Below are 16,407 nucleotides of genomic sequence, written 5' to 3' on the forward strand. Positions count from 1 at the left end.
ATTTGAATTTTAGTTTTAGTTGTAGTTCTACGTTTATAAATTGTAAATCTTTATGGCATTTTCGCCCATAATTTGGCGTTGTTCTTCTTCCGAGAAATCGATAAAATAGTTTTCAATAATTTGCAAAACACTTTTATATTCCGCAGCTAAAAGACATACAGGCCAATCGGATCCAAATAGTAATCTATCGGTTCCAAAAGCATCAACCATTGTATCTAAAAATGGTGTAAAATCTTCTGGTTGAAAATTAAAATCTTCCGTTTCGGTAACCATACCCGAAATTTTACAAGCCACATTTTTAAATGTGCCTAATTTCATAATATGCTTTACCCAATCGGGATCTAATCCTTTTGAAATTTGTGGTTTCGCGATATGATCGATCACAAATTGTTGGTTCGGAAATTTCTCGACCAACTTGACCACATTTGCCAAATGTTTTGGAAAAATTAAAACATCGTAAGCTAAGTTGAATTGACTTAATTTACTAATGCCTTGCTGAAAATCTTCGCGTAAAACAAAGTCTTCGTTTTCTACTTGTAATAAATAGCGAACGCCTTTAAACATCTTGTTTTCAGAAAAATGTTTTAAGCGCGCTTCTGCATTATCTGCACATAAATCGACCCAGCCAACAACACCTTTTATAAAAGGATTTTTATGGGCTAAATCTAATAAAAATTGGGTTTCAGCTTCCGACGGATTGGCCTCTACCACAATACAGCCATCAATAGCATTGGCATCTAAAATAGGTTTTAAATCCTTAGGAAGAAAATCTTTTCTTATCACTTCCATAGAAGCATCAATCCAGCTATCTCTAACTGGATTGTAACTCCAAAAATGCTGATGCGCATCTATTTTCATTATTTTTTGTATGCTTTTACCGATTGCTTAGAAACACCTAAACCTTCAATACCTAATTCCATAACATCGCCAGGTTTTAAGTATGTTGGAGGTGTTAAACCTAAACCAACACCAAATGGCGTACCTGTAGAAATAATATCTCCAGGAAGTAAGGTCATGAATTGACTGATATGACTTACTACGTGTTGTACATTAAAAATAAAATCGGATGTTGAGCTATTTTGCATCATTTCTCCGTTAATTTTTAACCAAAGATTTAAGTTATTCGGATCTTTAATTTCGTCTGTTGTTGCAATAAAAGGTCCTACTGGTGCGAATGTATCACAACCTTTACCTTTACACCATTGTCCAGATTTTTCTATTTGAAAAGCACGCTCACTTACATCGTTATGTAAAACGTAACCGGCAATATGATCGAAAGCATCTGCCTCTTCTACATAAGATGCTTTTTTACCAATAACGATAGCTAATTCTACTTCCCAATCCGATTTTTCACTGTTTTTCGGAATAATAACATCATCATTAGGTCCCACTAAAGCGGTAGTCGATTTAAAAAACAATACCGGTTCTTTAGGAATATCCATACCAGCTTCTGCTGCGTGTTGTGCATAGTTTAAGCCCACACAAACAATTTTTGATGGTCTTGTTAATGGCACACCTAAACGTACATCGTCTGCTACGGTTGGGCAACTATCTTGGTTATCTTTTAACCAAACTTTTAGTTTTCCAATACCATCGTTTCCAAAAAATTCTTCATTATAATCTGTTCCAAATGCCGATACATCGATTATTGTCCCGTCTTCTAATTGAACACCTGGTTGCTCGCTTCCTACTGCTCCAAATCTTATTAATTTCATCTGTATAAGTTATTTTATGTTTGTATAAATATATATTTTTTTAATTACCGTTTAGTGTTACAAAACCACCATCGATAGCATAGTTAGATCCTGTGATAAAGCCAGCTTCATCCGAACATAAAAACAGCACTAAATCTGCCATTTCTTGAGGTTTTCCCATACGCCCAATAGGTTGAGTTGCCGATAATTTTTCGAACATTTCTTCTTCTTTACCTGGGTAATTATTTTTAATAAACCCATCTACAAAAGGTGTATGTACACGTCCGGGTGCAATACAATTACAACGAATACCATCTTTTATAAAATCTTTTGCAATAGAATACGTCATCGTTAACACTGCTCCTTTTGTCATAGAATATGCAAAACGATCGTTAATACCAACTGTAGATGCAATAGATGCTAGGTTTAAAATTACGCCGTTCCCTGTTTTCTTTAAAGCTGGTAAACATGCTTTAATGCAATTGTAAACTCCTTTGATATTTACGTTGTAAAGACGATCTAAATCGGCTTCCTCACATCCTTCAATATTACCAACATGGGCAATACCTGCATTGTTAATTAAAATATCAATCGTTCCGTTTTCCGAAATCATTTTTACAATACTATCCACATTAGCTTGGTTTGCAACATCACATTTATGAGCCGCTGCTTTTTCACCTAAAGCTTCAATTTCTTTCACTGTTTGTTCCGCAGCTTCAAGATTAAAATCTAGAATATGCACTTCTGCACCTTGCTCAGCAAACGTTAAAGATATGGCTTTACCAATTCCGCTACCGCCACCTGTTACAAGGGCTACTTTATTTTTTAAACTGAATTTTGTCATTTTTATATGCTTAATTTATGTTTTATAATTATTAAAGAGACATACCACGTTTCCACGGAATAAAATCGTCTTGTCTTAATTGTCTTGCTTTTGTTTGTTTACCACTAGCCACCTCGATAACAAAGTCTAAAAGTTCTTCGCCAGCTTGTTCGATGGTTTTAGAACCTTCGATTATTGATCCCGTATTGAAATCAATAATATCACCCATTTTATTAAAAAGTGTTGAGTTGGTAGATACTTTTACAACCGGTGTTATTGGGTTTCCTGTTGGCGTACCTAAACCTGTAGTAAACAGAATAACGTTACAGCCAGAACCTGCTAAACCTGTTGTAGACTCTACATCGTTCCCTGGTGTGCATAATAAATTTAAACCAGAAGTTACAACCTGCTCCGTATAATCTAAAACATCTTGCACTGGTGATGTACCACCTTTTTTGGCAGCTCCTGCAGATTTTATAGCATCGGTAATTAAACCATCTTTTATATTTCCAGGTGAAGGATTCATTGAAAATGCCGCACCTAAAGCTTCTGCTTTTGAGTTGTAAGTAGACATTATATGCGAGAATTTTTTAGCCTTTTCTGTACTTGTACAACGGTTAATTAACTCCTGCTCTACACCATTAAGTTCTGGAAATTCTGATAAAACCGTTGCTCCGCCTAATCCTACGATTAAATCGGAAACATAACCTAAAGTTGGGTTTGCTGAAATTCCAGAGAATCCATCCGATCCACCACATTCTAAACCAATTACTAATTTAGATAGGTTTGCTGGTTTACGTTCAATTTTATTAGCTTCCATTAACCCAACAAAGGTTTTCTTAACAGCTTCGGCCAATAATTCTTTTTCAGATACACTTTGTTGTTGCTCTAAAATATAAACGGGCTTGTTATTAGCATCCGCCATTTTACCTAAAGCATCTTGTAAGATACTTGCTTGTGCATGTTGACAACCTAAACTTAAAACCGTTGCTCCTGCAACATTCGGGTTGTTAATATAACCTGCTAAAAGATTACAAAGCGTTATAGCATCTGATGTTGCACCGCCACACCCACCATCGTGAGTTAAAAACTTAACACCATCTACATTCGGGAATAACAAGTTTTTGCTTGTGTCTTCGCCGTCTTTCAATATATTTTTTTCTAACATCGCTTCCGCGGAAACGCCAGACTTATAATCATTAATTAAGGCATCTACATCTAATCCTAAATGTTGCTTTTTACCATACCCTAATTTTTCAACTAGAGCTTGTTTTAAAACTTCAACATTTCTGTTTTGGCAGAATACCAAAGGAATAATTAACCAATTATTCTCAGTCCCAACTTTCCCATCGGCTCTGTGATAACCGTTAAATGTTTTATTTACAAATTTTGAAACATCTGGTGCTTGCCAAACTTCTTTTTCTTCGGAAGAATTAACGCCGTACTTTTCCGTATCATGAATAAGGTTAGTGGTACTAATGATATCGCCTTTTAAAATCTCCTTTTTAGCTTTTCCAACCAACACACCGTACATATAAACGGGATCGCCTTCTGCTAGAGTTTCAGTAACAAATTTATGCTTTGCTGAAATATCATTTTGAAGTTCATACACGTGATTTTCAAAGGTGATTTTATCTCCCTTTTTTAAATCCGTTAGTGCGACAATTACATTGTCTTTTTCATGTATTTTAAGTACGTTTTGTTTTGTTTCCATAAATACTGGTAAAATAAAGTGCAGCTCTACTGCTATAAAGAATTATGAATACAATAGTACTATAAGCAACCATTGAAATCTTCCAAATATTTGACCAATACTAATACTATTATTGCATTTGAAACAGAATAAAGTTTTAAAATGCAATTTTAAGACCTAATTAGCTCTTTTTTAGAGATTCACAATATGTTCTAAACTCACACTACTTGTATTCTAAAAATAACGTTAATCGTTTACAGATTCTACTGTAAAAGTTTCTTTCAATTTAATATCTACTGAAGATGCTCCAATTAAAACCTCAAAATCTCCAGGTTCTACCGTCCAATTCATGTCTATATCAAGCAATTCCAAATCACTCGGTGTTAAAGTAAAATGGATGGTTTTAGTTTCATTTGGTTTTAAATGCACACGATCGAAACCACGTAACATAGACTCGTAAGTAGTTACACTACTCACTTTATCTTTCAAATACATTTGTACCACCTCATCACCTTCGCGTTTTCCTGTATTTTTTATTTTGAATGACACCTCAATATTCGCCTGAGCTTTTAAAGATGTTCTAGAAATAACTAAATCGCTATATTCAAAAGACGTGTAACTTAAACCGTAACCAAAAGGATATAAAGGTCCTAACACACGTGTGTTACCGTAACCATTTGGTCCTGCTCCGGGTTGCCCTGCTTGAGAACCTGGTTTGTACGGAAAGTTTAAAGGAATTTGCCCTACCGATTTCGGGAAAGTTACCGATAGTTTCCCTCCCGGATTATAATCTCCAAATAAGGTTTCTGCAATAACTTCGCCGGCTGCTGTACTCGGGAACCATGCTTCTAAAATAGCAGGTAAAAATTTATTTTCCCAATTAATAGTTAGTGGTTGCCCGTTAATTAAAACTAAAACTACAGGTTTCCCTGTTGCATAAAGCGCTTGTACAAGTTGAAACTGACGCCCAGGAAGTCCTAAACTAGTTCTCGATTTGGTTTCGCCAACACGTTTTTCATCTTCGCCAACTACGGCAATAATAATATCAGATTTTTTAGCTTGCTCTACAGCAGCATCAATATCTGCTTGTTCTTTTGCAGATAATGGCGTTGGAATAATTTCACTTCCTGGCCAATCGGGGTCTACAATATCGCAACCTTTTACAAAGCTAACATTGGCTTTATTTCCTGCATAATCTTTCACACCTTTAAACACAGAAGTAGACGGATTAAAAGCCGGACCATATCTACTAAAAGTAAAACTAACCTCATCGGCTAATGGACCTGTCACTAAAATATTATCGATTTTATCGACATCTAAAGGCAATAGATTATTTTCATTCTTCAAAAGCACTAAAGACTCTCTATTTATTTGTTTTGAAAACGCCTCGTCTGCAGCGGTATGTACTGTTTTATCAGCCTTATCAGGGTTTTCAACATAAGGACTATCAAAAAGGCCTAATCTAAATTTTACTCTTAAAACATCAGCAACTCTAGAATCAATAGTTTGCATTGAAATTTTTCCTTCTGCAATTAATTCTCTTAAAGGTTCTACAAAAGATTCTGGAGTTCTAAACGTGGTTCTAACATTTAAACCAGCCTCAATAACTTGGCGTACCGCTTCTTTATAACCTGCCGCAACATGGTGTTTTTCCGAAACATATTCTACCGCTTCACTATCGGAAACTACATAACCGTTAAAGCCAAATTGTTCACGAAGTAATTCGGTTAAAAAATAAGGACTAGCCGTAACTGGAACACCATCGTAATCATTATAACTACTCATAATTCCCATAGGCGCAGCTTCTTTTATAACTTTCTTGAAAGGATATAAATGCAGTTGAAACATTTCGCGAGGTGCCACATGTGGGTCTGTTCTCGCATCACCATCTCTTGCGCCTTTTGGGACACTGTAAACAGCAAAATGTTTTAAAGTTGATGCTACACCTTCCGATTGAATACCTAAAACCATTTGTTTTCCCATTTCTGAAATATGAAACGGTTCTTCACCATAACATTCCAAAACACGTCCCCAGCGTTGATCGCGAGCTACATCTAAAATAGGCGCATAAACATTGGTATACCCCAAAGCTTTAGCTTCACGGCCCACAATAGTTCCGGCTTTATAAACCAAATCTTTATTCCATGTACTACCAATACCAATAGGTGCTGGCAGTGGTGTTGCTTTTTCGTGACATAAACCGTGTACACCTTCATTAGTAAAATCTACAGGAATTCCCATTCTGGTTTCTTCAATAAACCACTTTTGAACGGTATTTATAGCTTCTGCATGCGTACTATATGGAAATGCATATTTGGTATGCGTTTTTTCCTGATTCCAAATGGTATTTAAATGCTCATCAATATTTGCAATACCATCTTTCCAAACTCTATTTTTCCATTTATCGTTTGGCATTTCATCTTCTAAAACACGAGAATAGCCATATAATGTTACTAACTGACAGGTTTTCTCATTAACATTCATCAACGAAATTAAGTTGTTAACCCTAGCTTCTAATGGTGCTTTAGAATCTTCAAAAACATCTTTAGCGCCATTTTTATTAAAATCTATCCAACCTTTATGATAAATATCTTTATTATCAGGTTTCATGCCCGTAAATAGAAATGAAACAGCAAGTGCTAGCGTTATTTTGTAATACTTCATTCGTAAATTATATTAGGTCTTCTATTATTCTGAAATTAACTGGTATACTCTAAAATTATCTGCTGTCATGTGGTTTTTCACGGTTCTAAATCCGAAATACCCCGAAGTATATGGATTAGCATCTACAAAATCGGACACCAATTGATTGTCTCTGTAATACTGTACAATACCATGGTTTGCTATTATTTTAATATGATATGTTTTGTTAGGTTCCAACATAAATTTAGAATCACTTAAATCGTGTTCTGGCAGTAAAGGACGTTCGCCATTACCAACATAACGTCTAAATCTTGTGGTTTTATTGTGGTTACCGCCAAGTCCCATATAATACAACTTCAAGCTATCGTAATTTGAAAATTTACCACCACGCTTATCAGAATTCGCAAATAAGTTGGTTGGGTTTTCAGGATCGTTTGCCATCCAAAAACAGTTAAGATCTGAAACGCGATCGTTTGCACCACCATCTTGAATTACAAAAACATCATATTCGATAACTATCGGGCCTTCAAACTTCTGTTTCAACCAAACGGTACAACCAGAAACATCGTTAATTTCCAGTTTGCTATTTTTAACCTCTACAGTACCTTCTGGCATTTGCTCCACTTGCCAATTATCTAATCCTTTATCAAAATTTTCTTTAAAAAGTAATTTCGTTTTAAACGTTTCTCCTTTTATTTCTATGTTTTTATTAATATTGAAACATGATACTACCACTAGAATAGAAAGCGCTACTAGCCCTACAGAAAGTCGTTTTTTGTTATATTTAAAGTTCTTCATTTATATTATTTTTTTAATTAACCTGTTTAATTAAAACTAAACTCCATGGTGTAATCTCGTGGTTAATTTTTAAGGTTCCGTTTTTATCAGCTTTTACAAATTCCGTTTTCATGGTGTTTGCGTATGCCTTCATGACTTTAATCTCCTCACGTGTTGGCGGTTCTGGTTTGCCCATAGATTCCCAAAAATTATGAATATTACCGTGATCTTTATCCAAAATCTCAATTTCAAACATGGTATTTGCATCTAAACCTGTTAATGTAAAATCTAATTTTTTAGAAGTTCCAGACTCACGTTTATCTGTTCCAAACGGTACAGCATCTTCATATTCTACGGGATAATTATAAGCTAAAGCTACTACGTTTCCTGTTAAAGCATCCTTACTTACAAACAGATAATCATCTTTATACAATTTCTCGTTTCCTAATTCATGAAGCATTCTATACGCGTGATACGATGGTTTTACTAAACCTTGAAAATTTATCATTCCGAAACCACCATGAAAAATACTTGATGCTCCTCCTTTTTCTTCAAAAATATCGGTAAACGTCCAAAATGCTAAAGAATTAGTTAAGCCAATACAATCTAAATTAGATTTTACAATATAAGCGGCCGCAGGTAAACGATCGTGCATTTCATCGCGACTACTTGGGCTGGTATTCCACTCTGTTAAATGAATTTCAACATCTGGATAATGACTTTTCGCTATGGTTTCGTTCAGCCATTCTAAATCTAATTTAAGCGACTTCGCAAAACGTGTTAAGCCCTTTCCTTTACCTGTTTCTGGGTTAAAAGCATAATCGGTTGGGTAAGGATGTGTGGTTACAAAATCTACAGGTAATTTCTCTTTATGGCAATACGCTAGAAAATCTTCAATCCATACGCCATGCCACTGCAAGCTATTAATATCCTTTGCATTAAATACAGCGTCAGATGCTTTATCATCTGTAGTTTCACCATCAAAACGGGTATCTGGCACAAAATTACTCGTTGATGGTCCGCCAACTTTTAAACGTTCGTCCACAGATTTCACAGCTAAAGCAGATTGCTTATACAATTCAAAATACTGAGATTTCGTTCCGTCCCAAAATAATGGGTATAAGTTTGGCTCGTTCCATACTTCAAAATACCAAGTAAGTACCTCTTCCGTTCCGTAACGATCCACACAATGTTGTGTAAAGGCTTTAACTAAATCGTGCCATTTCTCGAAAGAATCATCGGCTGGTGTAATATTAGCTTTCCACCAAAATACTGTTTTAGAATTTTCGGCTGCCATACTCGTTGGCAAAAACGCTAATTCTACAAATGGCTTTACGTTTAAATCTAACATACGATCGAATAAATCGTCGATATATTGCCAGTTATAAACCGTTTTACCTTTTTCTATAATAACAGGAAACATATCGTCGTGAAACAATCCGTGAAAACGCACATATTCAAATCCACAATTTTCTTGAACTTGCCCTAGCTGTTCTAACCATCCGGCTCTTAAACCTTCGTTAGCACGACCTGCTCCTACCATTTTACTCCAATAATGATCGAATTGTTCGCCAGTATCGTTTACATTAACCGAAATTTTTTGTTGTGCATTTAGAGACAAAACGCCTCCCAAAATAAATGCAACAATGGCTTGTTTTAGTTTTTTCATTTTTTATATATTATCTTATATTTTCGATTATTTACTAGTAATTATTTCGTGATTATTATAGTATTAATAGACTTGGCCTCGACGGAAACCGCAATGGTATTGGTGCCTAATTCTAAATTTACATTTTGTTTTTTGTCTTCGGGATTATTCAGTAAAACCAAAGTTCTTCCATCTTTTAACCGAAATGCTAAATGATTTTTTCCTTCGGAAGATTTTAAATAATGATCACCCGGCTGAACAAAATGAGATAAATGTTTAAACAAATAAAACTCATCAGTATAAGTAACTTTTTTAGTTTGCTTATCGATAACCACCATAGAATTTTGTGGCCATCCCCAGGCACTTTTTCCTGTTTCGTCTAAAACCATATTCCAATACATATGAGAACCAGCTTTATTATTAAAAAAGTGCACTAAAGTTTCCCAAGAGCGATCAAACGACGTCCAATCATTCTCGCCTTCACCACACTTATTCTCGGTTTGCATGTATTTTAAATCTGGATATTCTTTATTTATAGCAGGTATAGCGTTAGATCCTCCCCATTGAAAACCAACACCTTTAATATATTTAGCTGCTTTTTTGTTATCCAAAATAGTACGCACATAATCTGGCTTACTCCAATTAATGGTACCTAACCAAATTTCGGTATCCAAACCATCTTCTTCTAATTTCGGACCTAAATAATCGCCTATAAATATTGAGAAATCTTCGGCTCTCCACGTGCAACTTGGCCAGTTTGGCGCATAGGCAATTTCGTTTTGTGGTTGAATTGAAAACAAATCGACCCCTTCTTTTTTATAAGCTTGAATAAATTTTGAAAAATATAGTGCATAAGCTTTTAGATACTGATCTTGCATTTTAAATGCTGTTGCATTACTCAGTATTTGAGCACCCGGATCCATTCTATTTCCGTTGGCACGATTATTCCAATCGCCGGCACGCAGAGAATAATGTTCGTTAACCTTCATCCAAGCTGGAGGCGTCCACGGTGAAGCCCAAATTTGTAAATCTGGACGAGCCTTTAAAGCCGCTTTCAAATATGGAATTAAAATATAACGATCTCTATCAATATTAAAGTCGCGCATTACAAAATCTTCTGGAACATCATTATGTGAATAATAACTGAGCGCATAATCTGAAGCTCCAATTGGAATACGGCACATAGAAAAATTACAACCTTCTTTAGAAAATAAAGCATTAATAACGTCCTTCCCGCTATCGGCATCTAGCGTATTAATAGCTTCCCAACCCAACTCGTTAAACGCGCCACCAATACCATCAACTTCTTGCAATAAACTATCTGCATAAATTTTAATTTTTGTACTCGCATTTTCATTTGTTTTTTGCAAAAACTTTTTAGCCTTTACCCAACGCTTAGAAGCTGTGGTATAGGTTAGTTCTACGTTCTGTGCAAAATGAATCTGACTCACTAAAACAAACATTAGAAAGATTAAATAAGGACTTGATAACTTGATAGACTGAAGGGATTTCATAATTAATGATATTTAAATATTACTCCGTTAAAAACACAGAAGCCGGAAGCCCGTGATTATTATACAAGTTTGCACCTTCCGGATTTGATGACCAAGCATAACGAACAGCCACAGGCATCAAGCCTTCTTCACTCCAAACTTCAACTTTATTTTTTGAAATTATTTTTGCTTGAGCAGGATACCATTCGCCATCTTTTCCTTTTATTTCAAACCATTTTAAAGGTTGATTTTTAACTTCGGACACAGGATTTAACAAATGCTTATGACCTACAATCAAACCTTCTCCAACCTCTGAGAATGTAATTTGTATTTTGTTTCTTTTTATTTTATGTGAATAATATAACGGTCCACTAACAGCAGAAACCTCTACATTGTAATCGTTTTTTAAAGCCCATAAAGCCAAGCGCTTTCCTGCATCCATTTTATTATGTGGGTGCACATCTTTAGCTTCACCAATATCATAAAGAACAGCCATACCGGTATGCGGTAATTTTAAACTTTGCCTTAATTGATTGTTAACCGATGCCCAACCTAAATCGGAACGTTTATCTGGTACTTCATAATTTGCCAATTGCATCCAGTAAAAAGGTAAATCTTCTTGGTTCCAATCTGCTCTCCAACTTTTTATTAACGCAGTAAAATAATCTCTATACTCTTCTTCTAAAAAATGCGAATTGCTTTCACCTTGATACCACAAAACCCCTTTTATTTTAAACGGCATAATAGCAGACAACATACCATTATAAAGTGTTGCCGGCAATTGTTTATCTAGTGATGGATGTGTAGAAGGATAAGGTTTAGGTGTTTTCTTTCCGCCAGCTTCCCAAGCTTTAAACTTTGCTGTGAAAGTGGTATCTACATAATTTTCTACAGATACTCTTTCTATAATTTCATTAGATTTTTTTCGGCTAGCTTCAAAATAAGCTTTCATATTTGGGTCGGCCATATAAGTCGCTTCCGAAAGCCATGGCTGAATACGTGTACCTCCCAAAGCACATTCTAACAAACCAATAGGCACATTAACCTGCTCGCGAACTGCTTTAGCAAAAAAGTAACCTGTTGCAGATATTTTACCGATTTGTTCTGGTTTTGCTTTTCTCCATTGATCGTCAAAATTTAATTTCTTTTCGGAAAGTGAGGATGTTGGCTGCACTTCTATATGGCGAATCCAATCGTCGTTTACTGTTGCAACTTCATTTCGAATATACTCAACTAAAGGCTGGTCTTTTGGATCTCTAGAGTTTTTAACAAATTTCGACATAGAGAAATCCATATTCGATTGCCCTGCACATAACCAAATATCTCCCGACAATACATCTGTAATTTCAATTGTATTTTTTCCGGAAACGGTAATTTTATGCGGACCTCCAGCTTTGGGGGTTTTGATATCCAAACGCCAAGTTCCATCTGTATTTGTTATCGCTGTAGCATGTTCTCCCCAACTTGTCAAAACCTCAACTTTTTCATTTGGATCTGCCCAACCCCAAATAGGAATTTCGGCATTACGTTGAATGACCATACGGTTAGAAAACAAACTATTTAATTCTACATCTGCAAACCCAAATTTTGGTATGGAAACAATTAGAATTACGATAATTTTAATACTGATTTTCATCTTAAATATTATTCAAAAATAAACAGCAAAGCCTGTTGCTCTACATACTGCAATTTGAAAAAAAAAACAGAAATAGACTATAACTCCATACCCTTAGACTATAAACAATGATTCATATTGGGTATTTACACGTTAAAAGCCAAGGTTTCCGGTGTAATTCATGAAATTATCACACTAAAATCACAACTCAAATGTTATTGCTTTTTTAAGACAAAAATTCTAAAAATTCATCTTTTAAGATTAAGAAAAATGGTTTAATTTGAAAGGAAAAAACATAAATTCTACTCTTTTATAACGCGTAATTATTTTAAGAATTTCTCCATAGGAATAACCTTTGAAAATTCTTTAATTTCTATATTTTGATAGAATATTTCGGCTGTTTCAGATTGAAAACCAATGATACCTTCGCTAGGGTTTAAATTGAAAGCCATATTAACGATTTCTCCATTTAATTTATGAATAGTATATGCACTGCCCATGACTATAATTTCGCAATGATTCCATTCACCGTTTAAGGCGTTATAATTTTCGGTAGGAGAAGCAAAGTGTAACCAGCCTTTTGTTTCATCCAAAACACCACCTGCTTTTAGGTTTAAGTAAGAGTCGCCGTTTGGAACAGAATACCAATCGTATTTTACACCTTTCGGACGAATTAAATCGCCTGTATGGTTTTTATTCGTTACTTGGTTGTAACGCACTTGATACTCAATACCGGTTGGCCAAATTTTATCATCTGTAACGTGATAATACACGCCTGCATCATATTGCCACCTCTCAAAATTATTGGCTATTTTTTCACCCCATTTATAATCAAATTTCAGAATGTATTTACTGTATTTCTTTTTGGTATAAAATAAGCCGTGCGTCCCATTTTCGCCTGTTCCTAAATCTAAACTATCTGGTGCATCTTTAAAAACGTGTACCATTTCATTTTCAATAGCAAAAACCTCTTTAGCCATTTCCGCATCGTCATTTCTTAATTTAAGATACCAACCATCCCAATTTTCACCATTAAATATTTTAACAAAACCAGCATTATCTGTTGCATCATTTTGAGCCGTTCCTTTGGTTGAATATAAACTAAATGCAATTATAAAAAAGACGCATAATGTAATTTTAGAAAGTTTCATATTGTATATTATTATTGAATAATTATCAGCAAAAACAGGACACAAAAAGTTACTGTATTTGCTTTTAGCTAAAATATTTATACGCTTTTTTATTTCTTATAAAGCATCGTTTTTTTGATGTAAATTATAGTTCATTTACTATTAAAGCATAAAAAAACAGCATTAAGAATCATCTTAATGCTGCTGTATTCAATCTATATAAAACCTATTATTGTTTTACAATACGCTTAATAAACTCATTATTTCCTACCTTAACTTTAAGTAAATAAATTCCCGAAGAAAGTTTGGAAACATTGATTTCTGAGGATGTTCCACTAATATTTTTCGTTAACAAAACTCTTCCGTTTAAATCGTAAACATTAACGCTTGCTTGGTTAAGTTGTTTACTTTTTATTGCTATTAATCCGTTAGTTGGGTTTGGATATATATTAAAATCTAACGTTTGTTCTATATTGTTTACGTTTAATGTTACGGATACCATAATAGTACCGAACTCCTTCCAAACATCAGCCGCTTCATAAGCCGCTTTAGCTTCTTCACTTGGCACAAACAACGTCGCATCCGCAAGATTTACACCGGAAAACTCAGAAGCTGTTATTGCAGCTGGAACTGGATTTAAAACTTTTACAGTACTTAAATTATTAAGGTTTAAAAATGCGCTAGCACCAATAGAAGTTACATTTTCGGGAAGAATTATAGATGTTATACCCGTGGCATCTCTAAAAGTTTGCGACGGAATTTCGGTTAACAAAGTTGAAGCCGATAAGTCTACCGTTTCTAAATTTGTCATTCCTCTAAAAACACTTGTTCCCATAGTTGATAATGTACTCGGTGTTGTTAAAGATGTTACACTTGAGTTACCGTTAAACGCTCCGCTACCTAAAGATTCTGCACTACTCATAATATCAGTTATCTCAAGAAGTGTAGTAGCAACAAAAAAGCCTCTGCCATCAATTACCGTGATACCATTTGTTGTTGTAAATGTTACCCCTGTTAAACTTCCACCTCTAAACGCTTGATAGCCTATTGATGTAACTGTACTTGGTAATTTAATAGTTTCTGTGCTACTGCCGTTGAAAGCATTATCTCCTATTCTAGTAACCGTAAATGGCGTTTCTGTTTCTGGGCTTGTTGCTGTACTTGGCACAACCACATTAACTAACGAGCTAGATATAACCTCGGCTTCGTAAGGGTCTAAATTCGTTACTTTATATTCTATATCTTCAACTATAAATGTATCACCAATAGTATTTTGCTCTGGTTCTACAACTACAATATTATCACAGTCAGATACCGTATTAATAGTATTTCCTGTACCATTATCTGTAACTGTACCGGTGGTATTAATAATGCAAGAGCTTACTGTAGATAAAATTTCAACAGGCATATCTGTACAAGTATTTAAAACGGTTCCAGAAGTTGATGTACTTCCTAATGGTGAAAATGGATTAGCTCCCGATGGTCTGGTAGCTCCTAATAAAATAGGATGCACTTGCGGGCGAGTAACATCATTCCACTTTTTAAGTGTTACGTCATGGTTATCCCCTCCAATAGTTGCAATAGCATGTAACGTAGTTGTTGCCACATTTTCCATTAAAGAAAGCTCTACGGTTGAAGCACCACCGTTAAGGTATAATAACGGTCCATTAACAGCATCACCTCTACTATTTTCAATAGTTACTTCTTCCACTTGATAACCTGCTTCGCAACCTGTAGCTTCACAGTTTTGCATTAATACATCGCCTCCATATCTAGTAAAAGCAAAACCTGAACGTGTGTTTTTGGCAACGCAATTAATAAGTGTAATAGCGCCTGTAGTATGCCCATCAACGCCACCTGCACCGTATGAACGATATCCAACTTCACTTAATGATTTTGTATAACCCGGCGTAATAACTTTATTCCCCTCATAATTAGTATAAACTGCTGCAAAATCTCTATCGAAAGCTGGTCCTGATGTTTCAGCTAACATATCATCGGTTGTTCTCGTTGTTGATTCCGCATGGCAATCTTCAAAAAGCACATTTCTTCCGCCTTGAATAAAGAATAAATGTCCAAATGCCTGCGAGTAAATAGAGCAGCCTTTAATAGTAATATTTAATCCCTCAACCAGTAAACCACTATGCTTACGTAAGCTAACTAGGTTACCGTCTCCTTTCCCTAAAAGATCTCCATAACCGTAAGGATAAGAACCATTTATATTTAATGTAACACCTTCCATGATATTGTTTTCTCCTGCAATAGTCACAGATTGCATGCCAGGGCTTGAAGGTGCCGAATTCCCAATATCGGTTACTGTTAAGCCTTTAATGTTTACAAAATCCCCTGTAACATATAACTCAATAATACGAGTGCCATAATCATTTAAAAGCTCTGAATTTATTTCAATAGTAACACCTGTTAAATCGAAATTATTATTACTTCCGCTGAATTCAATCATAGCCTGCCTATTGTTCGCATCAGGAACCGTATTCTCAATAACCTCAGGCATTAAGTAATCTTCCATTTGATAAATACCTGGAGCCATAACTATATTTTGGTTTGAATTGCCAGCCGCAGTAGCAAGCTCAGCAACACTAGAAATTGTTGTTTGCCCAATTGCTCCAAAAGTGGCAAAAAGCGTTAATGATAAAACGAATAACATTTTATTCATTTTAAATAATTGTAATGTTGTTTTCATACGTTTAGTTTATGGTTATTTAGTTGATAGTAAACTTACCATTAACCATAGCTTAATTCTATAAATTATTACTTCATCACTTTAAATTATTGCTTTTTAAAGACTTGAAATCCTATAAACTAAAAAAAGTCTTACATAAAAAAAGTTCTACCAAATAAATTTGATAGAACTTCTCACTTTAAATAATGAT

General features: G+C 34.9%; 11 protein-coding genes. All 11 read right to left on the reverse strand.

Annotated elements, in window-relative coordinates; translation table 11 throughout:
- Positions 1-33 precede the first annotated feature (33 nt).
- Entirely contained in the window at positions 34-858 is an 825-nt protein-coding gene (locus BM246_RS11450; protein WP_074938020.1) for an amidohydrolase family protein, read from the reverse strand.
- Positions 858-1,715 carry a fumarylacetoacetate hydrolase family protein gene (locus tag BM246_RS11455; protein WP_042497410.1) on the reverse strand — a complete coding sequence of 286 codons (858 nt, stop codon included), beginning with the start codon at positions 1,713-1,715 and terminating at the stop codon, positions 858-860. The genes BM246_RS11450 and BM246_RS11455 overlap by 1 nt, the downstream gene beginning before the upstream one ends.
- Before the next feature lie 40 nt (positions 1,716-1,755).
- Positions 1,756-2,538, reverse strand: coding sequence for an SDR family NAD(P)-dependent oxidoreductase (locus BM246_RS11460; RefSeq protein ID WP_074938022.1), 783 nt, complete (start codon positions 2,536-2,538; stop codon positions 1,756-1,758).
- Between the two features lie 31 nt (positions 2,539-2,569).
- A complete protein-coding gene (locus BM246_RS11465) occupies positions 2,570-4,231 on the reverse strand; it encodes a UxaA family hydrolase (RefSeq protein WP_074938024.1) in 1,662 nt (553 codons plus the stop codon).
- A 225-nt stretch (positions 4,232-4,456) separates the two neighbouring features.
- Positions 4,457-6,874, reverse strand: a complete 2,418-nt coding sequence (locus BM246_RS11470; protein WP_074938027.1) for a glycoside hydrolase family 3 N-terminal domain-containing protein — start codon at positions 6,872-6,874, stop codon at positions 4,457-4,459.
- 24 nt (positions 6,875-6,898) lie between these two features.
- Positions 6,899-7,651: a DUF6250 domain-containing protein gene (locus BM246_RS11475; protein WP_052415214.1), complete on the reverse strand. Its 753-nt coding sequence runs from the start codon at positions 7,649-7,651 to the stop codon at positions 6,899-6,901.
- 13 nt (positions 7,652-7,664) lie between these two features.
- Entirely contained in the window at positions 7,665-9,299 is a 1,635-nt protein-coding gene (locus tag BM246_RS11480) for a GH39 family glycosyl hydrolase (protein WP_083415788.1), read from the reverse strand.
- 41 nt (positions 9,300-9,340) lie between these two features.
- The gene (locus BM246_RS11485; protein ID WP_074938029.1) at positions 9,341-10,792 is read right to left on the reverse strand and encodes a glycoside hydrolase family 30 protein; all 1,452 of its coding nucleotides are present in this window, start codon (positions 10,790-10,792) and stop codon (positions 9,341-9,343) included.
- Positions 10,793-10,811: 19 nt separating this feature from the next.
- Positions 10,812-12,407, reverse strand: coding sequence for a sialate O-acetylesterase (locus BM246_RS11490; RefSeq protein WP_083415790.1), 1,596 nt, complete (start codon positions 12,405-12,407; stop codon positions 10,812-10,814).
- Between the two features lie 302 nt (positions 12,408-12,709).
- Positions 12,710-13,537, reverse strand: a complete 828-nt coding sequence (locus BM246_RS11495) for a 3-keto-disaccharide hydrolase (RefSeq protein ID WP_074938031.1) — start codon at positions 13,535-13,537, stop codon at positions 12,710-12,712.
- A gap of 208 nt (positions 13,538-13,745) precedes the next feature.
- Positions 13,746-16,217, reverse strand: coding sequence for a leucine-rich repeat domain-containing protein (locus BM246_RS11500; protein ID WP_074938033.1), 2,472 nt, complete (start codon positions 16,215-16,217; stop codon positions 13,746-13,748).
- Positions 16,218-16,407 lie beyond the last annotated feature (190 nt).

The organism is Algibacter lectus (assembly GCF_900112395.1).
GTDB lineage: Bacteria > Bacteroidota > Bacteroidia > Flavobacteriales > Flavobacteriaceae > Algibacter > Algibacter lectus.